Here is a 22,356-nt window from a genome sequence, read left to right on the forward strand (position 1 = left end):
GATCAGCCTTCCTCATTCGATGGCCCACTCCTTGAACTTGCGATCCAGCGTCTTGCGCGCCACCCCGAGCACCCGGGAGGCGGCCGACTTGTTGCCATCATGGCTGGCCACCACTTGCAGGATGTGGGCTTTTTCTACCTCCGCCAGCGGCCACGCCAGCGGATAACCCTCCTCGCTCGCCCCCTGTTCGGCCGGCTTGCTGCTCTGCCAGTAATCCGCCGGGGGCTTGCCCAGCAGCAGGCAGCGCTCGATGAGATTGCGCAGCTCCCGCACGTTGCCGGGCCAGGGATAGGCCTGCATCGCTACCACATCCTCGTGGGTCCAGCTCAAGGAGCCCATCCCCATCTCGGCGGTGAGCTGGCGGGTAAAGTGGTGTACCAGCGCGGGGATATCGTCGATCCGCTCCCGCAGCGGGGCGACCGGCAGCGCCACCACGTTGAGGCGATAGAAGAGATCTTCGCGAAAGCGGCCCGCCTCCACCTCGGCCTTGAGGTTGCGGTTGGTGGCGGCGACGATGCGCACATCCACCGCCAATTCGCGCTCGGCCCCCACCGGGCGGATGGCCTTCTGCTCCAGCGCCCGCAGCAGGGAGGCCTGCATGGCGAGCGGCATTTCGCCGATCTCGTCCAAAAAGAGCGTGCCCTGATGGGCGACTCGAAACAGGCCGTCGCGCCCCTTGCGGGCGCCGGTAAAGGCCCCCTGCACATGGCCAAACAGCTCGCTTTCCAAAAGCTCCGGCGCGATGGAGGCGCAGTTGAGGGGCACAAAGGCCCCCATACGGCCGGATAGTTGATGCAGGGCACGGGCCACCAGCTCCTTGCCGGTGCCGGACTCCCCCTCCACCAGTACGGCGGCATTGGAGGGGGCCACTCTGGCGATGAGCGTCTTGAGCTCGCGGGTCTTGGCACTGTCGCCGATCAGGGTGGGCGGGAACAGCTTGCTCACCTCCCGGCGCAGCAGCAGGTTCTCCCGCTCCATCTGGCGGCGCTCGATTACTCTGTCCACCGCCTGCACCATCTGATCGAGGTTGAAGGGCTTGAGGATAAAGTCGCTGGCGCCGAGGCGCAGCGCCTTGAGGGCGGTCTCCATATCGCCAAAACCGGTCATGAAGATGATGTCGCTGCGGCGAGTGGCCGGGTCTATGGCTTCGTGCCACTCGATGCCAGAGCGCCCAGGCAGCCGGATGTCGGCGATGATAAGGTCGAAGTGAAGGCGGCAGCGCAGGGCTTCCGCCTCCTCCACGCTGGCGGCAGTCTCAATCTGGGCAAAACGCTTGGCCAGCGCCTTGGCCAGAAAGCTGCGCATGCCGGGCTCATCGTCAACGATAAGCAGGGAGAGGGCAGACCAGCGGCTGGGAGGGAGTGTCATGGAAAAAAGTACCTCGGATGCACGTACGGTCGGTGAATGTCCCGATAACCGGAACCTTAGTGGGACATTTTGTCCTTACCGTATCAAAAGCACCAACACCAATTATTAAAAGCGATAACAAGCTCACCTAATTGATTTTAATAAGCTTCTGTTTTTAAACGGCAAACCGTGAATGCAGCGGAAAAGGAACAGTTTGGCACCCTGCTTGCTTACTCTTGCCCTCTCCTCATCCACCCTGAAAAAAGTTGCATCACGATGACGATAAAAACCAGCCTCAAACGTTTTGCCCTCTCCCTCGCCGCCAGCCTGCTGATCGCCGGTGCGGCCCACGCCGAAGCGGATACTAACGCCACAAAAGCGCCGATCCGCCTCGCCACCACCACCAGCACCGAGCAGTCCGGTCTGCTGGGCTGGCTGCTGCCCCAGTTCACCAAAGAGACCGGTTATCCGGTGCAGGTAATGGCGGCCGGTACCGGCCAGAGCCTGAAGATGGGCGAGAACGGCGATGCGGATCTGGTGATGACCCACGCCCCCTCTGCCGAGAAGAAGTTCGTCGACGCAGGCTTTGGCATCGAGCCGGTGCACCTGATGTACAACGACTTCGTCATCGTCGGCCCGGCAAAAGACCCGGCGGGTCTGGCCAAGCTGCATGACGCGGCCAAAGCGCTGCAAGCCATCAAGGATAAGGGCCAGACCTTTATCTCCCGCGGTGACGAGTCCGGCACCCACATCAAGGAGAAGACCCTGTGGCAAGCCGCAGACGTCAAACCCGAGTTTGCCGGTTACAAATCCATCGGCCAGGGGATGGGCCCCACCCTGACCATGGCCTCGGAGCTCGGTGCCTACACCCTGACCGACCGCGGCACCTGGCTCGCCTACCAGAGCAAGCTGGATCTCGCCGTACTGCTGGAGGGTGACAAGCGCCTGTTCAACCCCTATCAGGTGATCCTGGTCAACCCCAAGCGCTACCCGGATCTCAACACCGAAGGGGCCCGCACCCTGAAGAACTGGCTGGTCTCCGAGCATGGCCAGAAGTTGATCGGCGACTTCAAGGTGGCGGGTCAAGCGCTGTTTGTAGCGGATGCCAACGGGAAATAATGGCAACCCTGACCCCTGCGATAACGTTAATGGCCCTCCCCCGGTTCGCTGAGGGAGGCGCCTGATGCCGACCCTGCTCGACACTACGCTGGCGGCCCTCGCCCTGCTGTTCAGTGGTGACACTGAACTGTGGCAGGTGGTGGGGGTCTCCTTCTCCGTCTCCTGCATCGCGCTGCTGCTGGTGCTGCTGCCCGCCTTGCTGCTGGGCTTTGCCCTGGCCTATCTGCCGCTGCCCGGCCGCTGGCTCTGGCTCTCCTGCATCAATACCCTGCAATCGGTGCCGACCGTGGTGATTGGCCTCTTGCTCTACATGCTGCTGTCGCGGGCCGGCCCCTTTGGCGACTGGAAGCTGCTCTTTACCCAGCAGGCCATGGTGGTGGGGCAGATGCTGATCGCCTTCCCGGTGATCGCCACCATGGCTCACGCGGCGTTTGTCCAGAGCGACCGGCGCGCCTGGGAGACCGCCCTGACCCTGGGGGTCTCCTGGCCCAAGGCGCTGATCGGCCTGATGCACGAGTGCCGCTTTGGCCTGCTGGCCGCCATCATCGGCGCCTTCAGCCGTATCGTCACCGAGGTGGGCTGCTCCATGATGGTGGGGGGCAATATCCTGCACTTCACCCGCAATATCCCCACCGCCATCGCGCTGGAGACCCAGAAAGGGGCCTTCACCCAGGGAGTGGCCCTCGGCATAGTGCTGCTCACCCTAGCCCTCTTGCTCAACCTGCTGCTGACGGCCTGTCGCGGCCACAGCTATCTGAAGAACTGACCATGCCCCCACTGTGTATCAACAGGAGTACCCCATGGCCCTGACCGCCCACCAGCTGACGATGCGCTTTGGCGAGCGCCAGCTGTTCGAGATTGACCGGCTCGCCATCGCACCGGGGGATGCCATCTGGCTGCATGGGGCCAACGGGGTGGGCAAGACCACCTTGCTCAAGATCCTGGCGGGGCTGCTGACCCCCACCCGCGGCCACACCAATCTGCCGGGGCGCTGGCAACAGCGGCTCAACCGGTTGCTCAAGCGGGATCTGGGGCCGGGCCGGGTCACCTATCTGCACCAGACCCCCTATCTGTTCGATCGCACGGTGCACGACAACGTCGCCTGGGCGCTGGATAAACAGCTCGGCAGCGAGATCCGGGTGTTCGAGGCGCTGCGCCGGGTCGAGCTGGAGGGGTTGGCGCGGGAGCACATCAGCATTTTGTCCGGTGGCGAACGGCAACGGCTGGCGATGGCCCGTGCCTGGGCACTGCAACCGGCCTTTCTGCTGATGGATGAGCCCACCGCCAATCTGGATACACATTCGGTTGCCCTGATGGCCGCATTGGCGCAAGATCTGCGGGAACATGGCAGCGGCCTGGTCGTCATCAGCCACCAGAGCAACGCCCTGACCGACCTGTGCGAGCGGCAATGGACCCTCGCCCGTGGCCAGCTGCAAGAGACGACCCCTTTAAAAATCATCGAGCGACATGACTTCAAAAAGCGACAGCCACTCTGATCCCGTTGCCGTATCAGCAGTGATCCTGGCAGGAGGCCGCGCCACCCGGATGGGGGGCGAAGACAAGGGATGGGTAGCACTGGCGGGACGCCCTCTTATCGACCATGTTTTGGCGCGCCTGCGCCCCCAGGTGGACGAGGTGCTGATCAACGCCAACCGCAGTCAGACCCGCTATCAGGCGCTGGCCCCGGTCATCAGCGATGACAACAACGATTATCTAGGCCCGCTGGCGGGCATGCAGGCAGGTCTTGCCGCCGCCCGTCACGACTGGGTGCTGTTCGTTCCCTGCGATGGCCCCGCCCTGCCGCTGGATCTGATGAGCCGCTTTCGCGCCGCCCTGACCCCGGATACCGAGCTGGTGGTAGCCCACGATGGCGACTGGCTGCAACCCGTGGTGGCCCTGCTGCACAAATCCCTGCTCCCCTCCCTCACCGCTGCGCTGGCAGAGGGAGAGCGCAAAATCGATATCTGGTTTGCCCGCCACAATATGGCGGTGGTGAGCTTTGCCGATCAGCCGGATGCCTTTATCAATCTCAACAGCCCTGCCGAGCTGGCCGCCTACGAGGCCCGTCTGCTCGCCCCGGCTATCGACCCCCAACAAGGAGTCACCTCATGACCCCGGCCCCCACTCTTCCCCTGCTCGGCTTCGCCGCCTGGAGCGGCACCGGCAAGACCACCTTGCTGGAGCAGTTGATCCCCCTGCTGGTGGATCGCGGCCTGCGCATCGGGGTGCTCAAGCACGCCCACCACGACTTTGATATCGACCAACCGGGCAAAGACAGCTACCGCCTGCGCAAGGCGGGTGCCCAGCAGATGATGGTGGCTTCCCGCTGTCGTCATGCTCGTATCATTGAGACCGAGCTGGCCGAAGCCGACTTTCGCCAGCTGCTGGCCAGCTTCGATCAGACAGAGCTCGATCTGCTCTTGGTAGAGGGGTTCAAGCACGAACACTTCCCGAAAATCGAGCTGCACCGCGCCGAGATTGGCAAGCCGCTGCTCTTCCCCGAAGACAGCGACATCATCGCGCTGGCCAGCGATCAGCCCCAACAGAGTGGCGAACAACAGCAGACAAGCCTGCCCCGCCTCGATATCAACGATCTGGCGGCCATTGCCGACTTCGTCTGCCGCTGGCTTGACGGCTGCCAGAGCAAGGAGCCGGAGGCGGGCAAGGGCTTTCTCTCGGTCGAGGCGGCCCGCAATGCCATTCTGGCGGCCCTCACCCCGAGCAACGCCTGCAGCGACAAACCGCTGGCCCAGTGCCACGGCGCCGTGCTGGCCGCCGATCTGATAAGCCCCATCAATGTACCGCCCCACGCCAACTCGGCGATGGACGGCATTGGCCTGCGCAGCGACGATCTCGCCGCCGGCCGCTGGCAACTGGTGGGTGAAGTGCTGGCAGGCCAGCAGCGCCACGAGCCTGTGCTGGCCGGTCATGCAGTGCAGATCATGACCGGCGCCCCGCTGCCCCCCGGTGTGGATACCGTGGTGATGCGAGAAGAGACGCACATTGAAGGTGAGTGGGTCACGGTCACCGCACCGATCCGCGCAGGACAGAATGTGCGCCTCGCCGGGGAAGATCTCGCCAAAGGTGCGGTCGCCATCCCGGCCGGTACCTGGCTGGATGCCCCCCAGCTGGGGCTGGCGGCGTCGCTCGGTCAGGCCAGTCTCACTGTGCGCACCCCGCTGAAAGTGGCGCTGTTCAGTACCGGTGACGAGGTGCAGGCGCCGGGCGAGCAGCTCGCCCCCGGCCATATCTTCGACAGCAATCGCTTCACCCTGATGGCCCTTATCCGCGCCGCCGGTTGCGAGGTGATGGATCTTGGCATCATTCCCGATGACAAAACCATTCTGCGCCAGCAACTGGAGCAGGCCGCCGCCAGCGCCGATCTGGTGCTGAGCTCCGGCGGGGTCTCGGTAGGCAACGCCGACTTTATCAAGCTGGTGCTGGCAGAGCTCGGCCAGATCGATTTCTGGCGCATCCAGATGCGGCCGGGCCGCCCGCTCGCCTTTGGCAAGCTGGGGCAGACCCCCTTCTTCGGCCTGCCGGGTAATCCGGTAGCGGCGATGATCTGCGTGCTGCAGTTTGTCGAGCCCGCCATCGCCCGCTTGCAGGGCAAGCTGTGGCAGCCGCTGCGCCTCTCGGCACTGGCGGACGAGAAGATGAAGAGCCGCCCGGGGCGCACCGAGTTTCTGCGCGGCATCTTTCATCAGGACCGTAACGGCCAGCTGCGGGTGCGCACCACAGGGCCACAGGGCTCCGGCATTCTCAGCTCCATGGCCGAGGCCAACTGCCTGATTGAAATCGTACCGGATCAACCCGGGATCGCCGTTGGCGAACGGGTCTGGATCCACCCCCTGCAGGGACGACTGGCCTAAATCCCGACGGGGCGTCGGCCGGATGCACGGCGCCCCGTCACCCACCTGACAGGAGGCAGACCGTGCGTCTTGATGCCCCCCTCTCCCGACTCGATCTGCTGGTCTATGGCCGCTACCGGATCGTCCATGGCCTGCGCATTGCGCTCGCCTTCATGCTCACCTTTCTGCTGACCCGCGAGCTGAAACTGCCGGAGAGCACCTGGCCGCTGATCACCCTGGTGGTGGTGATGGGCCCCATCTCGTTTTGGGGCAATGTGCTCTCCCGCGCCCTGCAGCGGGTGGTGGGCACTATCTTCGGCGCCAGTTGCGGGGTGGTGGCGCTCTATCTCGAGATCTACTCCCTGCCACTCACCCTGATCTGGTGCGGGTGCATCATGTTCCTCTGCGGCTATCTGGCCCTCGGCAAGCGCCCCTATGTGGGGCTGCTGATCGGCATCACCCTGGGGGTCACCATGGGGGCCATGCCGGGGGATATAGAGACGGCGCTGTGGCGCAGTGCCGACGTGATACTGGGCTCCCTGCTGGCGCTGCTCTTTTGCAGCATCTATCCCCAGCGGGCCTACAGCCACTGGCGGCTGCAACTGCACCAGATCCTGCAGCAGTCGGGGCGGCTCTATCACACCCACCTCTCCCCCAATGTGCTGGAGCGCCCGCGCCTCAAGCACAATCTCTCCCAGCTGTTGGCACAGACCGGCAAACTGCGGGCCCTGCTGGCCCCGGCGGCCAAGGAGACACGCCACAGCATCGCCCTGTTTGATGCGGTGCAGGTCACCATGCGCAATACCCTCTGCACTCTGGAGATGCTGGCCAACACCTACTGGAACGATCGGGAGAGCCACTTCCTGATGCAGAGCACGGCTGCGCTGCAAGCCTGCCATCTGGCCACCGAGGAGGCGATCAACCAGCTTGCCCTGATGATGCAAACCGGTGACGGTCGCGGGGCCGATGCCGCCATCGCCCGCCTGCACGAGGTGGCGACCCAGGTATCGCTGCCGCCCAACGCAGAGGCAGCCATCAATGGCTACCTCTGGCTCAACGTCCAGCTGACCGAACAGCTCACCCACCTGCGCCGCCTGCTGGGACTGATCCTCACCCCACCCCATCGCAAGCTGCCCGACTAGGCCCAATGCAAAACGCCCCGCAGTGGCGGGGCGTTTTGCTGTCTGACTGGCCGCTTGGGCCGTTGATCAGTAACTCTTAACTGGCATTGGCCAGCGGCTGCTCGGTGGTGAGGTAGAGGGAGAAATCCTGAATACCCGCCTGCAGGGCGGCAAAACAGTCAGGGTCTATTGCGGTGTCCAGATTCTCCGCCATCATCTCCAGCGCCTGCGGCACGGGGATGGCACCGCGGTAAGGGCGCTTGGCGGTGATGGCATCGAAGATGTCGGCCGTGGTGATGATGCGCGTCTCAAGGGTAATCTCGTCCCCTTTCAGCCCCTTGGGGTAGCCCTTGCCATCGAGTCGCTCATGGTGGGCACCCGCCACTTGCGCCAGCTCCTCGAAGGCGCCGATACGGCTCAGGATCTCCTCGGTATAGGCGGCATGCATCTGCACCGCCGCCCACTCCTGCGCATCGAGCTTGCCCGGCTTATCGAGAATGGCGTTGCTCACCCCGAGCTTGCCCACATCATGGAGCAGGGCGCCCCGCTTGAGCCAGCGTCGACGCGACTCGGACAACCCCATCTGGGTGGCAAGAATGTCGGTATAGAGCGCTACCCTGCCGCTGTGACCCGCGGTATAGGGACTTTTGGAGTCCACCACCTGCCCGAAGGCCGCCGCGATTTCGTCCAGATAATCCTCATCCAGCGCCACCTCCCCCTGCCCGGCCGGGTGGACCAGCACCCACTCGGTCAGTCGGGGATCGGCCAGTCCTTGCCAGAACTCTTCGTCGGCCAGCGCTTCAAATTCCCGAACCAGTGCCGGATCAAACCAGCTGCCGCTGCGCTCGCGCAGCTCCTTGAGCGCCGCATCCGGGCCTGCGGCTGCGTGAAACACATCCACCACCTGACAGAGCAGGGCAATGCGCGAGAAGAGCGGGATCGCCTCGCCAGCCAGTTGCAGGGGCCGACCTTTGCCATTCCAGTGTTCATCAAGGGAGAGGATGCCATCGGCTACCTCGTCACTGAAACGCAGCTGGCGAGCAATATCCGCCCCCCGATGACAGCGGGTCTGGATCAGTTCGTTGGCAATCTGGTCACCGTTGCGAAAGATATGAAACAGGCTGCGAAAACGTCCCAGCAGATCCGCCTGCAAGCCGGTGTGGCCCAGCACAAAGTTGACTACCTCGGAGAGGGAGCCATCCACCAGTTTGAAATCGCGTTTGAAGTGAAGATCGTCGGTGAGATAGAGCTCGCAGATACGGGCGGCATTGCTGCTGCACCCAAGATCCTTAAGCAGGAGCGTGTAGTAGAGCTCATGGCGCAGCCGGGCGTCCAGTCCCAGCCGCTCTCCCAGACGGGAACCTATCCAGCAGCAGCGAATGCAGTGTCCTCTTGGTTGCCCCTCGGTCATATCGAGCGCATGACTGAGGGAACCAATCAACTCCGCCAATCGCAATCCATTCACCGTCATAGTCTACTCCCTTAGACATCATGGCGATTTTGCCAGCAGATTAGGTATACCCCATCTGAAGCTGGATCGATCTGGATTCAGTTGAATTTAGGCAGCAGCCTTGCCCTGATTCGCCCGCTCTTCCAGCTCTGCGCGGCTCAGGGTAGAGACAAAGCGGCCATCGAAGTAGATATCCATCAACTCGCCACGCTTCTCGCCACGCATCATGCTGCGGCGACCATCCAGATAGTGCACCTCCATCTGGGCGGTATGCTCGTCCGGGTAGCTGATCTCTACCTCGCGCACCCCTTGTGGCAGCATGGCCAGCGGCACCTTCTTGAGGGCCGGATCCAGATGCTGGTTCACCTTGATCACCGGATTGGCCTTCATGTCCACCACAGCCGGAGATTTGCCGGTGATGGGGTTCTTGCCAGACCAGAACTCGATGGTATTGAAGACGAACAGGTCAGCGGTCGCGGCCAGACCGTAGACAGGGGAGAGCAGCATAAAGACCCCGGCACGAGCGTAGCGGTTATCCACCACGCTCAGGTTGCCCTTGGTGACCATGCCGGAAAGCCCCATCTGCCCCATACAGCCGCCCAGACCCATGCTCGCGACCATAACCAGCAGGGCCATTGCCCGCCCCTTCTGTTGTAATGCCATCGTGTTCTGTTCCTGCTCTGAAATAAATGAGGCGGCAAGCCTAATCAAGGGGCCAGAAGAGGACAATTCACAATGGCGGGACGATACAGGAGGGGTTCAGATTGGCATATCAAGTGCGCAATAAATAAGCACCGATGGGATTATCATCCGATCGGTGCCTCGTTCAACAACCAATAACCGTCAGGAGCCGATTGCCAGATTGGAGACTGTCTCGGTCACATTGATGGCACCCTGCTCGATCTGTGCCATCACGCCACTCACCTCGCCGATCTGCTCCTTGCCACGCTGGGCACTGGTGGCCACCTCATTGATGTTGCCGGTGATCTGGGCCGTCAGTTCGCGGTTTTTCTGAACCACGCTGGCGATCTCGCCGGTCGAGAGGGAGGTGCGCGCAGCCAGCTGACGTACCTCGTCGGCCACCACCGCAAAGCCGCGCCCCTGATCGCCGGCCCGGGCAGCCTCGATGGCTGCGTTAAGGGCCAGCAGATTGGTCTGCTCGGCAATACTGCTGATGGTCGAGACAATGGCTTCAATGCTTTTCGACTGCTCATTGAGCTGGCCAATCAGGCCGGAAGTGCGACTCACCTGTTCGGAAATGGCGCTGGAGATGGCAACCGATGCCGCCAGCAGTTCAGACCCGGTTTCGGCAAAGCGGGTGGTCTCCTGCGAAATGGTCTGGGCTATGTTGGCCGCCTCGCTCACTGCCTGGGCGCGCTTGATCCGCTCTGTCACCTCACTGGCAAACTTGATCACCTTGACCACCTTGCCGCTCTCATCCTTGATGGGGTTGTAGGTAGCCTCCAGCCAGATCTCGTTGCCATGGCTGTCACGGCGACTGAACAGCCCGGATTTGAGCTGGCCGTGGGCCAGATCGTCCCAGAAGTGGGGTTGCTCGCGATAGAAGCTCTCATCGCAAAACAGCCTGTGATGCTGCCCCTTGAGCTGCGAAAGGGAGTAACCGACGCAGGAGAGGAAATTCTGATTGGCCGTCACAATCTCCCCCTTGGGGGTGAACTCGATAATGGCGAGCGCCCGATCGAGTGCCGAGATGATCGCTTTCTGACGACTCAACTGCTGATAACTCTCGGTAATATCGGAGGCAATCTTGACCACCCTGACCACCTTGCCGTCAAGCTTGACCGGGAAGTAGGTAGCCTCCAGCCACAACTCCCGACCCTGTTTATCAAAGCGTTGGTAAGTGCCACTGTGGCTATGCCCCTGACGAAGCTGTTCCCAAAACTGGGCGTAGGAGGATGACTGGACGTAGTGGGCATCACAAAAAATCCGGTGGTGTTTACCAATCACCTCCTGCTCGCTATAGCCCACCACATTCAGAAACAGCGGGTTCGCCTCGAGGATCTCGCCACTTGGAGTGAAACTGATGGTAGCGACACCGACTTTTACTGCATCAATAAATGCTTGGGCCTGGGCCAACTGCATTTGACACGCTTGTAATTCCGCTTTGAGTTTGAAGTTGAACATCTGCCCTGCCCCTCTATTACCTGGTTACAACTACGTCACATCTGCATGAACTTTAGACGAGAAACCATAGAGATAACGGGGGCCCATCGATTAAGGTGCCAGGTTCCACTCCAGATAGGCCGGATTGGCGACAAAGCCGATCCGCTCATAGAGAGGGCGCCCCTGCTCGCTGGCATGGAGCCACACCTTGCCCAGCTGACGCGATCTGGCGAAGGCTGTAATGGCATCGAGCAGCGCCGTGGCGATCCCCTGCTGGCGCCATTGTGGCCGCGTATACATATTGAGCAGGTACCCCTCCATCCCCGCCAGATTGCCGGGATAGGGTGGCCGTTCAAACAATGCCAGCGTCCCTGCTGCCACGATCTGTTTGCAGCCCTCCTGCGTATCGGCCTCAGCCAGCCAGGATAAAGCACTCTCTTCACTTATCGCCCGGGTGAAATAGTCAAGGGTGGCCTGCCACAAGGCCGGGTCTGCCTGCGGCGTCACCAGCTCACCGACCTCACAAAACAGCTCCATGCGCAGCGCCACCAGTGCGGGAATATCTGCGGCCCTTGCCTGACGAATGATCATTGGCTGCTCCTTTTCTCTCATGGGAAATTTCGCCGGCCGTCATTATGACAAAGAGCGCCTTGTGGCGCTCTTTGTCATTGGGGAAACCACTGATAAATCAATGGCTGCGACGTGTCAGCCAGTGATCCAGGCTCAGCACACCGCCGCCCCAGATGATCAGGGTCAGCAGCATCCAGCCCCACAGCTGGTGATCGTAAAAGCCACCCGCCCAGAGGGTCGGGTAGGAGATCACCGCCATGATATTGAAGCCAAACAGCAGCAAGGCGGCCGGGCGAGTAAAAAGCCCCGCCAGCAGGAAAAGCGGCAGCAACAACTCGGTCGCCGTCCCCAGATAAGCAGCCCACAACCAGGGCAGCAGGGGCACCTGATACTCGGATTCAAACAGATAGAGGGTGGAATCCCACGCCGTCAGCTTGAGCCAGCCTGAAGTGATAAAAACCGACGCGACCCACAGCCGCGCCAGCAACAGCACACCGGTACTGCTCCAGCGCGGCAAATCACCACTTGAGCTGGCCAGCGCCAGCCATTTGTTTGCCATCATGGCATTACCTCCATATCCACCAGCAGACCAAGGGTTATCAGGCGAGTGAGATGTTCACTGGCCGCAGGGTCGGCCGCAAGCAGATCGACCAGCGCCGTACCAGCGAGACAACCCTGTAGCAGCGCCCACTCACCCGCCGTCAGGGGCAAGGGTGCAACCCGGCAATCCGGCTGTTTCTTCAATGCCAACCAGACGGGGGCATCAAGCACCTCCACCGCTTCACCACAGTGCAGCGCCATCTGCCACAGGGCCAGCACCGGATAATCGCTGGCAACCAGCAGCAGATCAGTGGCTGGCAAGAGTCGCAGCCGCTCCCATTGTTGCGGCGATAATGCGGCCAGACGCTCGGCTGGCCAGCAGCGTGATTCCAGCGGCAGCAGACTGGCACGCTCAAGCTGCCATTCGAACTGAGCCAGCGCCTCCAGCCAGGGCAGTCCGGTTGTAGTTGGCAAGCGGGCCAACCATTGGCCAAATCCGGCGCCATAGTGCATGACGCTCCCTTCCCTGAGCGGCTCGGCTAATACGAAGCCACGGGCCGCCGCTGCAAAAAAGTCATCCCCGACCATGGCCTTGACGGCGGGATAACTGCTCGCCAGCACCTCGCCAAGGCTCAGGATGAAGTGGTTGCGATAGACCTGCAGCACAGACTCGGCAGAAAAGAGCCGGGAACTGATGTGAGGGGAAATGGCGTCAGGCGCCCCCAGCAGACCCTCGGCAAAGTGCTGTTGCAGCTGTGCCAGTTCAGCCATGGGCCACCTCCCGTGGTGCACTCATGGCGCACGCCTCATCCAGAATGGCGCCGGCCTGCGCCGCCTCTGCCAGCAAGACCGGCAGCGGCGGGATCTCGAGGTCCCACTCAATCAGGGTCGGAATGACCTGCTTGCGGCAGATCTGGCGATAGAGTTCCCAGACCGGCTCCACCACAGGGGCGCTGTGGGTATCGATATAGAGGGAGCCTTCCGGCAGCTGCTTCTCGGTATAACCGGCCAGATGGATCTCCCCGACGGTGGCGAGATCGATCGCCGCCAGATACTCATCGCAAGAGAAACCGTGATTGAAGGCACTGACATAGAGATTGTTGAGGTCGAGCAGGATGCCGCACTCGCTGCGCTGCTGCAGCTCGGCCAGAAATTCCCACTCGCTCATCTCCCCGGCCAGTTGCAGATAGGAGGAGGGATTTTCAATCAGCATGCGGCAACCCAGGGTCTGTTGTACCTGCTGGATCTTGTCGCTCATGTTGCGCAGGGAGGCTCGGGTATAGGGCACCGGCAGCAGATCGTTGAAGTAACGCCCACCAATGCTGCCCCAGCTGAGATGTTCGGAGATCCGTACCGGTTTGATCGCCGCGGCCAGTGTCGACAACTGCTGCAGATGGTGCGGATCGAGCGGGTCGGCAGAACCGAGGGACATGCCAACGCCGTGAAGACTGACGGGGTAGTGCTGCGCCAGTTCGGCGAGCACCTGAAAACCGTGACTGTGCCGCTCGAAGTAATTTTCACTATGCACCTCCAGCCAACTGACTGCCGGCAGGGTTTGCCGGATCTCATCGTAATGGGGAGTGCGTAATCCGATACCAATCAAAGGGTTCATCGCAAGACTCGCTTTCGCCAATCAGAGAAGATGCAGGGGGCGGCCCGTTGGCCATCCCCTGCCCGATGTCTCTTACTTGGGTTGCAACGAACCGCCGACCAGCTTCTCGCACAGCCCTTTGGGCATCACCACAAAGGCATCACCCTGAGCATCTTCCTTGGCAGTACCGGCGCAGGAGCTGCTCTTGGTCGCACAGTCATTTTTGCTGGCCTTGACCACGCCGTAGCACTTCTCCTTTTCATCGGCAGCCATTGCTGGCGCCGCGATAAATTGGGCGCCCAGCGCCAGCAGACCGGTCATGGCGGAGGCGATAGCAGTGCTTTTTTTAACATTCATGTTCATGTTCCTTTTGATGTCGTTGGATGTTGCTGATATCCCCGATTTGTCGCAACCGGGTACCTGCAATAGAACCGGCAAACGGGATATTCCCTTTCAAAAAAACACAAAAAGAGTTAAAAAACCCAAAGAAACACACTCAATTAATTGATTTTAAACAGCTATTTCATCATTGATAATTTCTCGACGACCACCCATTAATGAACGAGGAAAGTGCCATATGGTGCTTTCATTCCGTTAATCTTCTTCACTGCTTCCATCAAAAGAGATGCGTCAGACATAAAAAAGCCCCGCCAACAGGCAGGGCAGGATGCAACGTTAAAGAAACAAGAAATAAACAAGCGGAGTGCTGTTGGGAGCCAGGAGTTGCGGCAAGCAGATAAAAAAAGAGACAGCTTTGGCTGTCTCTTTTTGCACATGGTGCGAATGGGGTTTAGTAGAAGATCCGCTCACCACGCTCGCTCATTTTGAGCCAAACCGGTTTGGTGCTGGTTTTATTCCAGATCCGGTGCAGATAGCTGTAGAAGCGGGCACGATCGCTGCGAAACAGCATCACGGGGAAAGCCAGAATGCCCACCAGCAATACATAAATGCGACGAAGAATAATCTGAGTCAGGGAAAAGGGATGAAACATGATGTAACTCCTTACTGGTAAGACCACTGAACAAAGATTACCCCACTCCATGTAGGATTACTACATCACCAACGCATTTTTTTTATAAAAAAATGGTGAAAAACGGGAAATACTGAAAACGGGTTACGTCATTAACCAACAGTTAACAAACTTGCGAAAATCGTGCGCTTTGCCACAGTTATCAGGGGAAAAACATGCAGTAGGGAGACACGCATGAAACTGCCGGAAGTGGCACTGCTGGTGCTGATGGTTGCCCTGACACGGGCACAATTGGAGGAGTGGCAACTGAATCGGGAAGATGCCATCGTGCTGGCCGAACGGGGCGTGCCCACCGTCAGCCTGTGGCAATGCGGCACACTGAAGCAACGGATTGCGGATCTCAACCAGCACAGTGCCGAGGTGCAGTTTCAATATCGGGGGCAAAACATGGCGGATGTGAGCCACTATCTCGAGCGCGAGTGGAAACAGGCTGGCTGCGAACAGTTACTGGTACAGCAAGGATACTGACCAAGGCTCAGACTCGAAGAGTGATTATTGAGATAAACAGAGAAAAGATGGAGGCACGTTCCGGAGTCGAACCGGACTAAACGGATTTGCAATCCGCTGCATAACCGCTTTGCTAACGCGCCATGCTGACAAGACTGATTGTCTTGAAAGTGAGTTCCATCGTTGGTGCGATGGAAAATTGGAGCGGGAAACGAGACTCGAACTCGCGACCCCGACCTTGGCAAGGTCGTGCTCTACCAACTGAGCTATTCCCGCGTTACTGCTTTCGTGCCAGTTGCCTGACAACGAGGCGCATTATACGTACCACGAGCGCCAGCACAACCCCTTTTTCGCAATTTAAGCCCTGATGCAGACTGTTTGCTCAGGGTTTAAACGCCTTGCTGCATTTTTCTCCAGCCAGCTGTGACCCACCAAGCGAATTTGGGATAAAGTCGTTGAAATGATTACGCTTTCGTTCGAGACTTGTTCGGCTTAATAACCGGATTCTCAATTGAAAATCACAAGATGAAATGGATCTTCACGCTTCGTGGGCTCAGGCCGCAGTTAATGCTGGCTTTTTTCATGTTGGGCATGGTGCCCTTTTTGGTCATCACCCTCTTCTTCCTATACAGCCACGGCAAGGATCTCACCACCCAGACCTCCAACCATCTGGTCTCCGTCCGTAATATCAAGAAGAGTCAGCTCGAGGATTACTTCAACAACCTCAAAGAGCAGATCATCAACTTCTCCCAGCAGGATTTTGCCGGCAACAGTATCGGCCGTTTCTATGGCTTTACCGGCGCCTTCGAGAAGTTGGGCACCACACCGCAGGAGGCCCGCAGCCGTGCTCAGGCCCGCTATCTGCCAGGCTCCTGGGATCAACTGCGCAAACCGGACAGTCAGGTGGAGATCGAACCCTCCATCACGGCACTTATCCTCGCCGACGAGATGTATGGCCGGGTGCACCAGCGCTTTCATCGCGGCTATGCCGACATGGTGCGCAAGTCCAACTACAGCGACATCTTTCTGGTGGACCTCAACGGTGATGTGGTCTATTCGGTCACCAAGCACCCTAACTTTGCCACCAATCTGCTCTCCGGACCTTATCAGGGCAGTGGCTTGGGCCAGACCTTCGCCAAGATCAAACGCCGCCTCGATGGCGGCCAGAAACCGCAGCAGATCTTCGAGTTCACCGATTTTGGCCGCAACGAGCTGACCGGGCAGGTGGTCGCCTACATGGCGGCGCCCGTGATGCAGTACGACTATGTGCGCGGTGTGGTGATTTTCGAGCTACTGCCGGACAAGCTCAACCAGATCATGGCGGAGCGGGAGGGGCTGGGCGAGACCGGCGAAACCATCCTGATCGGCCCCGACAAGCGGATGCGCGCCGATGCCTGGCTGGCACCGGAGTTCAGCGTCGAGAACAGCTTCAGCCCCAACTTCCGTCCACTGCAAACGCCCCTCATCACCAAGACGCTCTCCGGCGAGCAGGGGGTCGGGCTGTTCCACTCCTATCAGGATGACGAGGTGCTGGCCGCCTACACCCAGGTGAAGGTGTTCGATACCGAGTGGGCCTTTATTGCCGAGATCTCCACCCGGGAAGCCTATGCCCCGATCCGCCAGCTGGAAACTCTGGTGATTGTGCTGGGTGCAGGCTCGGTACTGCTACTGATCCTCTTCTCCCGCTGGCTATCCCACTCCATCACGGCGCCGCTGCGCTCCCTGACCGAAGCGGCCGAGCAGGTGGCCGACGGCGCGCTGGATCACCCCATCGCCATCAAGCGCACCGGCGATGATATCGACCGGCTGGCCGAGGCGTTTCGCCATATGCAGCGTTCGGTGAAGGACAAGATCGAACTGATCGAACAGCAGACCCAGGAGCTGCAACAGCAGGTCAAGCTGACCCACAAGCAGAACCTCAGCCTGCAGCAGGCAGACAAGCTCAAGGATGAACTGCTGGCCAACACCTCCCACGAGCTGCGTACCCCCATTCACGGTATCAAGGGGATGGCAGAGTCGATGCTCGCCAGCCAGCAGGATTTGACCGAAGGGCAGCAAAAACAGCTCGGCCTCATCATCAAGAGCGCCGACGGCCTGGCCCGTCTGGTGGATGATCTGCTGGACTACCATCAGATGCGCTACGGCCAGCTGGAGATCCACTCCCAGCCCGTCTCATCCAAGGGGGTTATCCGGCTGGTGCTGGACCTCTGCCAGCATCTGGTACAGGCCAAACCCCTCACTCTGGTGGATATCAGCCCGGCCGAACTGCCGCCGGTGCTGGCCGACGAGCAGCGGCTTGAACAGGTGCTCTACAATCTGGTGGGCAACGCCATCAAGTACACGCCGCAGGGCAAGGTGGTGCTCAGCGCCATCGTCGAGAACAACTTCCTGCGCATCAAGGTCACGGATACCGGCATCGGCATCGCCCCCGACCATCTGGAGCACATCTTCGAGCCGCTGGTGCAGATGAGCCCGGAGGTAAGCAAGCAGGGGGCCGGCCTTGGTCTCTCCATCACCCGCCAGCTGGTGCACCTGATGGGGGGCGAGTTGTTTGTCGAGAGCGAGCCGAGCGTTGGCTCTACCTTCGCCTTTACCCTGCCCCTTGCCACCGGCAAAGCAGCCAATCTGACTCTCGACAGCCGCCAGATCGAACATCAGCTGGTGCGCCAGCAACCGCTGATCCTGCCGGACTGGGAGAGCGACGATCTGCCCCCTCCCCCCGAGGATGCGCCGCTCATTCTGGTGGTGGATGACGAGCCCATCAACCTGCACATCCTGCGCCATCTGCTGCAGCCCTGCGGCTACCGCATCCTGCCCAGCAGTGACGGCCACGATGCGCTGGCCAAGCTGGCCGATGAGCCGGTGGACCTCATCCTGCTCGATGTGATGATGCCGACCCTTTCCGGTTTTGACGTCTGCCGCCGCCTGCGCCAGCAGCACCCGAAAGATATGCTGCCGGTGCTGCTGCTCACCGCCCTCAACCAGCCCAAGGATATCGAGGAGGGCTTCGGGGCCGGTGCCAACGACTATCTGGTCAAACCCTTCTGCAAGGAGGAGCTGTTTGCCCGGGTCAAGGCACTGCTGGAAGCCAAGGCCGGACGCGCCTCACTGGTGGAAAACCGGTTATTGAAGCAGGAGATCGAACATCGCCTCACCCTGCAGGAGCGACTGCATCAGGATCAGCAGCGCCTGCTGGCCCTGCTCGGCGAAGGGGCCGACCCCATGATCTTTATCGACGAGCAAGGCATAGTGCTGTTTGCCTCCCGGGTGCTGGCGCGCCTGCTGGGACAGGAGCCGGAAGCCATGGAGGGGCAGCCCCTCAATGAGTGGCTCGCCACCCCGCTGCAACATCAGTGGCCCGACCTTGCCAGCGAACGGGAACACAATCTGGAATTTCTGGTGGCCGGGCAAAAAGATGTGCTCAACGCCCGTGCCCTGCCCATCGCGCTCGGAGGACAGGCCGCTTTCGCCCTCACTCTGAGTACCGAGCTGCGCCAGGATGAGAACCGGGTAATGGCGCTGGAGAACGCCCTCAAGAACCTCTCGCGGCAAGCCATCATCGAAGATGAACAGCTGCTGGGCGAGCTGAGCCGCCTGGGTGGCGAGTTCCGTTCGCTGGCCGACGACCTCATTCGCCAGCAGGATGACGAGCCGCTGCGCCGGGCGCTGGTAGAGACCATGCAGCTCACCCTGGATGCCTGGCAGCAGGGGACCGGCAAGGGCAAAATCGTGCTGGCAGAGAAGAGCAAGCTGTGGCGGGTCTATATGGACAGATCCAGCCCGCAGACCCGCACCCTCGACAAATACCTGAGTCTGGACACCCTGCCCAAGTCACCACGCTGGAAGACGGTGGTGGCCACCACCGAGTATGTGCTGGGCCACTGCCCGCTCAATGATCACCAGCGCCAGCAGTTGCAGCACAGCGCACAGACCCTGCGTCAACTCGCCAACCGCAAACCGTGACGCGGCGCCCTAAACGGGCGCCGGATCACAATTGGCAATCTGGTTTCTTTTTATGCAAAACAAAGCCCCGCATAACCCCGAAACCGAGAGCAGATCCAATTCACAAATTTGTCATATACGCCATTTTCACAGCCACTTTTTACGCGAAAGCAAATAACGCAAAGCAATGATTTTAAACAGATAAAAAGGCATTTTGACGAGATTGACGTAACACCGTCAATTTTTACGAAAACAACGAAATCAATAGTTGTTGTTTTCCTGTTAATTCTGGTTTGCTTAGGGCGTTGGAAAACAGAACGACAAAGGTTAGACACCTGACCAACACAGAGGGCCGATTTCATCAGCATGCGAAACCGGTGCTCACACAAAACAAGGCGAACCCTCGGGAATGCCAAAAAATAAGAAAGGAAAACATATGCTTGCCAAAGTATCCAAAATATCTACCGCTGTAATGCTGGGAACCATGATGCTTGCCGGTGCCGCCGGTAACGCCATGGCCGCAGAAAACAAAACCGTGCTGACCATGGTCGCACAGCAGGAAACCGCCTGGGTCAAGAACTTCAACCCCTTCCTGCAAGCGGGCTTGCTGCACACCACCCGTCACTTCATCTATGAACCGCTGGTGATCTTCAACGATATGCAAGGGGGCAAACCCGTCTATCGTCTGGCCACCAACTATGCGTTCAGCGATGACCTGAAATCCGTCACCTTCGATCTGCGTGACGGCGTGAAGTGGTCTGACGGCGAAGCCTTTGATGCCGATGACATCATCTTCTCCTTCAATCTGGTCAAGGCCAACAAGGCGCTGGATGAGCGCTCAATCTGGACCCAGATCAAGAGCGTCGAGAAGCTGGCCCCCAACAAGGTCAAATTCGACCTGACCGAGGTCAACACCAACGTGGTGAACGATCTGGTGCTGGTACCTATCGTGCCGGAGCATCAGTGGAAATCGGTGAAAGATCCGGTTGCCTTCACCAACGACAAGCCGGTTGGTACTGGCCCCTTCACCGAAGTGGACAACTTCTCCGCCCAGCTCTATACCCAGTGCCGCAACCCGCACTACTGGGATAACGCCAACCTGGCTATCGACTGTATCCGCATGCCGCAAATGGCCACCAACGATCAGGTGCTGGCTGCTGTCATGAAGGGTGACATCGACTGGTTCGGCTCCTTCGTGCCGGATATCGAGCGCCTCTACGTCGGCAACGATCCGAAGAACAACAAATACTGGTTCCCGGCCTCCGGTACCGTGGCGTTCAACGTCAACTTCCAGACCAAGAACCCGGGCAATAACGAAGCCTTCAACGACATCAACTTCCGCCGCGCCTTCTCCATGGCGATGGACCGCCAGTCCATGGTGGATATCGCGGGCTACGGCTACCCCACCGTCAACGAGTACCCGTCAGGTCTGGGCAAAGCCTTTGACTCCTGGAACAACCCGGAAGTGGACAAGAAGTACGGCAAGTACAACAAGTTCGATCTGGAAGGGGCCAAGGCCCTGCTGAAAGAGGCAGGCTACAAGGATTGTGACGGCGACAAGTTCCTCGACACCCCGAGCTGCAAAAAGATCGAGTTCAAGGTACTGGTACCGAATGGCTGGACCGACTGGGTCAACACAGTACAGATTGGTGTAGAAGGGCTGCAGGCGCTGGGCCTGAACGCCAAGACCGCTACCCCGGAAGCAACCGTCTGGACCGAGAACCTGATCACTGGTGACTTCGACGTCGCCCTGCAGGGTTACTTTGCCGGTGCCAACCCGCACAAGTACTTCGAGACCGCGTTCCACTCCCGCAACATGGGTGACCGTGGCAACCGCTTCGCTGCGCCCCGTTACAAGGACCCCGAGCTCGACAAGCTGATCGATGACTTCACCCAGACCGCCGATGCGGCCAAGCAGAAGGAGATCATGTTCGCCATCCAGGATCGTGTCGGTGCCAACCAGACCATAATTCCGGTCTTCAACAACCCGACCTGGTATGAGTACAGCACCAAGCGCTTCAACGGCTGGTTCAGTGCTGATAACCCGGTAGCCAAACCTCAGCTCCACCCGGACACCCCTGAGCGTCTGCTGCACGTGTTGTCCCTCAAGCCAAACAGCTAAACAATCCCGGCCCCCTGCGGGGGGCCATCTTCCCCGTTAATCCCCTTCTTGCCAGGCTTTGCCGGGGTTGGGGTAGCTATACCCGACGCGGGGCAGACTTGCAGTAAAAGGTACTATCATGGGATTCATACTGAGACGCTTTTCCTTCTATCTGGTTGCCTTTCTGGTAGCCGCCACCATCAACTTCCTGTTACCCCGTGCCATGCCAGGGGATCCTGTCTCCGTGATGTTTGCCCGTGCTGGCGCCATGATGGAACCCGCCGCCCTGGAAGCCCTCAAAGCCACCTTCGGCTTCGTCGACGGCCCCATCGGCACCCAGTTTCTCACCTATGTGAAGAGTGTCTTCACCTGGGATCTCGGCACCTCGGTGCGCTTCTACCCGCAGCAGGTCTCTGACGTGCTGGGCCGTGCCATCGGCTGGACCCTGTTTCTGGTCGGCACCTCCACCATCCTGAGCTTCTCCATCGGTTCCATCGTCGGCATCTTTGCCGCCTGGTATCGCGGCGGCCGGATGGACAGCATTCTCTCCCCGCTCACCCTGGTGATGCAGGCCATTCCGCCGGTGGTGGTCTCCCTGCTCGCCCTGTTCCTGTTCGGGGTCAGCCTCGAATGGCTGCCCATCGGCTACGCCTACAGCCCGGAGATCAAGGCTGACTGGGGCTGGGAGCACATCAAGAGCATCATGACCCACGCCATCATGCCGGTGCTGACCCTGGCCGTGGTGCAGGTGGGGGGCTTTCTCATCACCATGCGCAACAACATGATCAACCTGCTGGGCGAGGATTACATCACCATGGCCAAGGCCAAGGGGCTCTCCAGCAACCGGGTGATCTTCAACTACGGCGCCCGCAACGCCATTCTGCCCAGCGTCACCGCCCTATCGATGGCGCTCGGCTTCGTCATCGGTGGCTCTCTCATCACCGAAGTGATCTTCAACTATCCCGGCCTGGGCCTGACCCTCTATCAGGGCATTCTGGCCCGCGACTACCCGCTCATTCAGGGGCAGCTGCTCATCATGACCATCACCATGCTCAGCTTCAACTTCCTGGCCGACGTGCTCTACGTCTTCCTGGATCCCCGTCTGCGTACAGGAGGCAAATAA

General features: G+C 60.0%; 20 protein-coding genes and 2 tRNA genes. 10 read left to right on the top strand and 12 right to left on the bottom strand.

All coding sequences use genetic code 11. From position 1 onward, the window contains the following. Positions 1-12: 12 nt before the first annotated feature. Positions 13-1,368: a sigma-54 dependent transcriptional regulator gene (locus ACB042_RS07270; RefSeq protein ID WP_058055711.1), complete on the bottom strand. Its 1,356-nt coding sequence runs from the start codon at positions 1,366-1,368 to the stop codon at positions 13-15. Positions 1,369-1,623: 255 nt separating this feature from the next. On the opposite strand from ACB042_RS07270, the gene ACB042_RS07275 reads away from it, so the two are divergent. The 6 genes from ACB042_RS07275 (at position 1,624) to ACB042_RS07300 (ending at position 7,459) form a co-directional block, all read left to right on the top strand. Continuing rightward, positions 1,624-2,466: a substrate-binding domain-containing protein gene (locus ACB042_RS07275; RefSeq protein WP_371178147.1), complete on the top strand. Its 843-nt coding sequence runs from the start codon at positions 1,624-1,626 to the stop codon at positions 2,464-2,466. Positions 2,467-2,530: 64 nt separating this feature from the next. After that, positions 2,531-3,232 (top strand): ABC transporter permease, encoded by a 702-nt coding sequence (locus tag ACB042_RS07280; RefSeq protein ID WP_005347674.1) that lies wholly within the window; start codon positions 2,531-2,533, stop codon positions 3,230-3,232. 34 nt (positions 3,233-3,266) lie between these two features. Next, entirely contained in the window at positions 3,267-3,962 is a 696-nt protein-coding gene (locus ACB042_RS07285) for an energy-coupling factor ABC transporter ATP-binding protein (RefSeq protein WP_005334830.1), read from the top strand. Then, on the top strand, positions 3,934-4,578 hold the full coding sequence (gene mobA / locus ACB042_RS07290; protein WP_115521203.1) for a molybdenum cofactor guanylyltransferase MobA: 645 nt from the start codon (positions 3,934-3,936) through the stop codon (positions 4,576-4,578). Before ACB042_RS07285 ends, mobA begins: the two co-directional genes overlap by 29 nt. Beyond that, the gene (locus ACB042_RS07295) at positions 4,575-6,338 is read left to right on the top strand and encodes a bifunctional molybdopterin-guanine dinucleotide biosynthesis adaptor protein MobB/molybdopterin molybdotransferase MoeA (RefSeq protein ID WP_371178148.1); all 1,764 of its coding nucleotides are present in this window, start codon (positions 4,575-4,577) and stop codon (positions 6,336-6,338) included. The genes mobA and ACB042_RS07295 overlap by 4 nt, the downstream gene beginning before the upstream one ends. 62 nt (positions 6,339-6,400) lie before the next feature. After that, positions 6,401-7,459, top strand: coding sequence for an FUSC family protein (locus tag ACB042_RS07300; protein ID WP_371178149.1), 1,059 nt, complete (start codon positions 6,401-6,403; stop codon positions 7,457-7,459). Between the two features lie 76 nt (positions 7,460-7,535). On the opposite strand, the gene ACB042_RS07305 is transcribed toward ACB042_RS07300, so the two are convergent. The 9 genes from ACB042_RS07305 to ACB042_RS07345 form a co-directional block, all read right to left on the bottom strand. Continuing rightward, positions 7,536-8,909: an HD-GYP domain-containing protein gene (locus ACB042_RS07305; RefSeq protein WP_371178150.1), complete on the bottom strand. Its 1,374-nt coding sequence runs from the start codon at positions 8,907-8,909 to the stop codon at positions 7,536-7,538. Positions 8,910-8,996: 87 nt separating this feature from the next. Beyond that, positions 8,997-9,551 (bottom strand): DUF3332 domain-containing protein, encoded by a 555-nt coding sequence (locus tag ACB042_RS07310; RefSeq protein WP_005334841.1) that lies wholly within the window; start codon positions 9,549-9,551, stop codon positions 8,997-8,999. A 180-nt stretch (positions 9,552-9,731) separates the two neighbouring features. Then, positions 9,732-11,033: a methyl-accepting chemotaxis protein gene (locus ACB042_RS07315; protein ID WP_139460456.1), complete on the bottom strand. Its 1,302-nt coding sequence runs from the start codon at positions 11,031-11,033 to the stop codon at positions 9,732-9,734. Between the two features lie 90 nt (positions 11,034-11,123). Then, positions 11,124-11,603 carry a GNAT family N-acetyltransferase gene (locus tag ACB042_RS07320; RefSeq protein ID WP_139741054.1) on the bottom strand — a complete coding sequence of 160 codons (480 nt, stop codon included), beginning with the start codon at positions 11,601-11,603 and terminating at the stop codon, positions 11,124-11,126. Positions 11,604-11,700: 97 nt separating this feature from the next. Further along, positions 11,701-12,144, bottom strand: coding sequence for a DoxX family protein (locus ACB042_RS07325; RefSeq protein WP_139741053.1), 444 nt, complete (start codon positions 12,142-12,144; stop codon positions 11,701-11,703). Then, positions 12,141-12,893 carry a DNA-binding domain-containing protein gene (locus ACB042_RS07330; protein WP_100653228.1) on the bottom strand — a complete coding sequence of 251 codons (753 nt, stop codon included), beginning with the start codon at positions 12,891-12,893 and terminating at the stop codon, positions 12,141-12,143. The genes ACB042_RS07325 and ACB042_RS07330 overlap by 4 nt, the downstream gene beginning before the upstream one ends. Next, entirely contained in the window at positions 12,886-13,734 is an 849-nt protein-coding gene (locus ACB042_RS07335) for a DUF692 domain-containing protein (protein ID WP_371178151.1), read from the bottom strand. Before ACB042_RS07335 ends, ACB042_RS07330 begins: the two co-directional genes overlap by 8 nt. Positions 13,735-13,806: 72 nt before the next feature. Next, positions 13,807-14,070, bottom strand: coding sequence for a DUF2282 domain-containing protein (locus ACB042_RS07340; protein ID WP_005334862.1), 264 nt, complete (start codon positions 14,068-14,070; stop codon positions 13,807-13,809). A 433-nt stretch (positions 14,071-14,503) separates the two neighbouring features. Continuing rightward, entirely contained in the window at positions 14,504-14,704 is a 201-nt protein-coding gene (locus ACB042_RS07345) for a YbfA family protein (protein ID WP_005334863.1), read from the bottom strand. 213 nt (positions 14,705-14,917) lie between these two features. On the opposite strand from ACB042_RS07345, the gene ACB042_RS07350 reads away from it, so the two are divergent. Further along, positions 14,918-15,211, top strand: coding sequence for a hypothetical protein (locus tag ACB042_RS07350; protein ID WP_005347702.1), 294 nt, complete (start codon positions 14,918-14,920; stop codon positions 15,209-15,211). A gap of 48 nt (positions 15,212-15,259) precedes the next feature. Here ACB042_RS07350 and ACB042_RS07355 read toward each other — a convergent pair. Both ACB042_RS07355 and ACB042_RS07360 read right to left on the bottom strand, forming a co-directional pair. Further along, positions 15,260-15,333 (bottom strand) — tRNA-Cys (locus ACB042_RS07355). Between the two features lie 57 nt (positions 15,334-15,390). Further along, positions 15,391-15,466, bottom strand: a tRNA-Gly gene (locus ACB042_RS07360). A gap of 249 nt (positions 15,467-15,715) precedes the next feature. Here ACB042_RS07360 and ACB042_RS07365 point away from each other — a divergent pair. From ACB042_RS07365 to ACB042_RS07375, 3 genes are all read left to right on the top strand, one after another. Further along, the gene (locus ACB042_RS07365) at positions 15,716-19,153 is read left to right on the top strand and encodes an ATP-binding protein (RefSeq protein ID WP_371178152.1); all 3,438 of its coding nucleotides are present in this window, start codon (positions 15,716-15,718) and stop codon (positions 19,151-19,153) included. Between the two features lie 415 nt (positions 19,154-19,568). Continuing rightward, entirely contained in the window at positions 19,569-21,254 is a 1,686-nt protein-coding gene (locus ACB042_RS07370; RefSeq protein WP_005353816.1) for an ABC transporter substrate-binding protein, read from the top strand. A 118-nt stretch (positions 21,255-21,372) separates the two neighbouring features. Then, a complete protein-coding gene (locus ACB042_RS07375) occupies positions 21,373-22,356 on the top strand; it encodes an ABC transporter permease (RefSeq protein WP_005353818.1) in 984 nt (327 codons plus the stop codon).

The sequence above is a fragment of the Aeromonas sp. S13(2024) genome, assembly GCF_041402405.1.
GTDB lineage: Bacteria > Pseudomonadota > Gammaproteobacteria > Enterobacterales > Aeromonadaceae > Aeromonas > Aeromonas veronii.

What these genes read in the sequence shown, in the direction of transcription:
- ACB042_RS07270 (WP_058055711.1), bottom strand. Translation starts at nt 1,368, where the DNA reads ATGACACTCCCTCCCAGCCGCTGGTCTGCCCTCTCCCTGCTTATCGTT.
- ACB042_RS07305 (WP_371178150.1), bottom strand. Translation starts at nt 8,909, where the DNA reads ATGACGGTGAATGGATTGCGATTGGCGGAGTTGATTGGTTCCCTCAGT.
- ACB042_RS07340 (WP_005334862.1), bottom strand. Translation starts at nt 14,070, where the DNA reads ATGAATGTTAAAAAAAGCACTGCTATCGCCTCCGCCATGACCGGTCTG.
- ACB042_RS07365 (WP_371178152.1), top strand. Translation starts at nt 15,716, where the DNA reads ATGAAATGGATCTTCACGCTTCGTGGGCTCAGGCCGCAGTTAATGCTG.
- ACB042_RS07330 (WP_100653228.1), bottom strand. Translation starts at nt 12,893, where the DNA reads ATGGCTGAACTGGCACAGCTGCAACAGCACTTTGCCGAGGGTCTGCTG.
- ACB042_RS07295 (WP_371178148.1), top strand. Translation starts at nt 4,575, where the DNA reads ATGACCCCGGCCCCCACTCTTCCCCTGCTCGGCTTCGCCGCCTGGAGC.
- ACB042_RS07325 (WP_139741053.1), bottom strand. Translation starts at nt 12,144, where the DNA reads ATGATGGCAAACAAATGGCTGGCGCTGGCCAGCTCAAGTGGTGATTTG.
- ACB042_RS07315 (WP_139460456.1), bottom strand. Translation starts at nt 11,033, where the DNA reads ATGTTCAACTTCAAACTCAAAGCGGAATTACAAGCGTGTCAAATGCAG.
- ACB042_RS07310 (WP_005334841.1), bottom strand. Translation starts at nt 9,551, where the DNA reads ATGGCATTACAACAGAAGGGGCGGGCAATGGCCCTGCTGGTTATGGTC.
- ACB042_RS07285 (WP_005334830.1), top strand. Translation starts at nt 3,267, where the DNA reads ATGGCCCTGACCGCCCACCAGCTGACGATGCGCTTTGGCGAGCGCCAG.
- ACB042_RS07335 (WP_371178151.1), bottom strand. Translation starts at nt 13,734, where the DNA reads ATGAACCCTTTGATTGGTATCGGATTACGCACTCCCCATTACGATGAG.
- ACB042_RS07280 (WP_005347674.1), top strand. Translation starts at nt 2,531, where the DNA reads ATGCCGACCCTGCTCGACACTACGCTGGCGGCCCTCGCCCTGCTGTTC.
- ACB042_RS07275 (WP_371178147.1), top strand. Translation starts at nt 1,624, where the DNA reads ATGACGATAAAAACCAGCCTCAAACGTTTTGCCCTCTCCCTCGCCGCC.
- mobA (WP_115521203.1), top strand. Translation starts at nt 3,934, where the DNA reads ATGACTTCAAAAAGCGACAGCCACTCTGATCCCGTTGCCGTATCAGCA.
- ACB042_RS07345 (WP_005334863.1), bottom strand. Translation starts at nt 14,704, where the DNA reads ATGTTTCATCCCTTTTCCCTGACTCAGATTATTCTTCGTCGCATTTAT.
- ACB042_RS07370 (WP_005353816.1), top strand. Translation starts at nt 19,569, where the DNA reads ATGCTTGCCAAAGTATCCAAAATATCTACCGCTGTAATGCTGGGAACC.
- ACB042_RS07350 (WP_005347702.1), top strand. Translation starts at nt 14,918, where the DNA reads ATGAAACTGCCGGAAGTGGCACTGCTGGTGCTGATGGTTGCCCTGACA.
- ACB042_RS07320 (WP_139741054.1), bottom strand. Translation starts at nt 11,603, where the DNA reads ATGATCATTCGTCAGGCAAGGGCCGCAGATATTCCCGCACTGGTGGCG.
- ACB042_RS07375 (WP_005353818.1), top strand. Translation starts at nt 21,373, where the DNA reads ATGGGATTCATACTGAGACGCTTTTCCTTCTATCTGGTTGCCTTTCTG.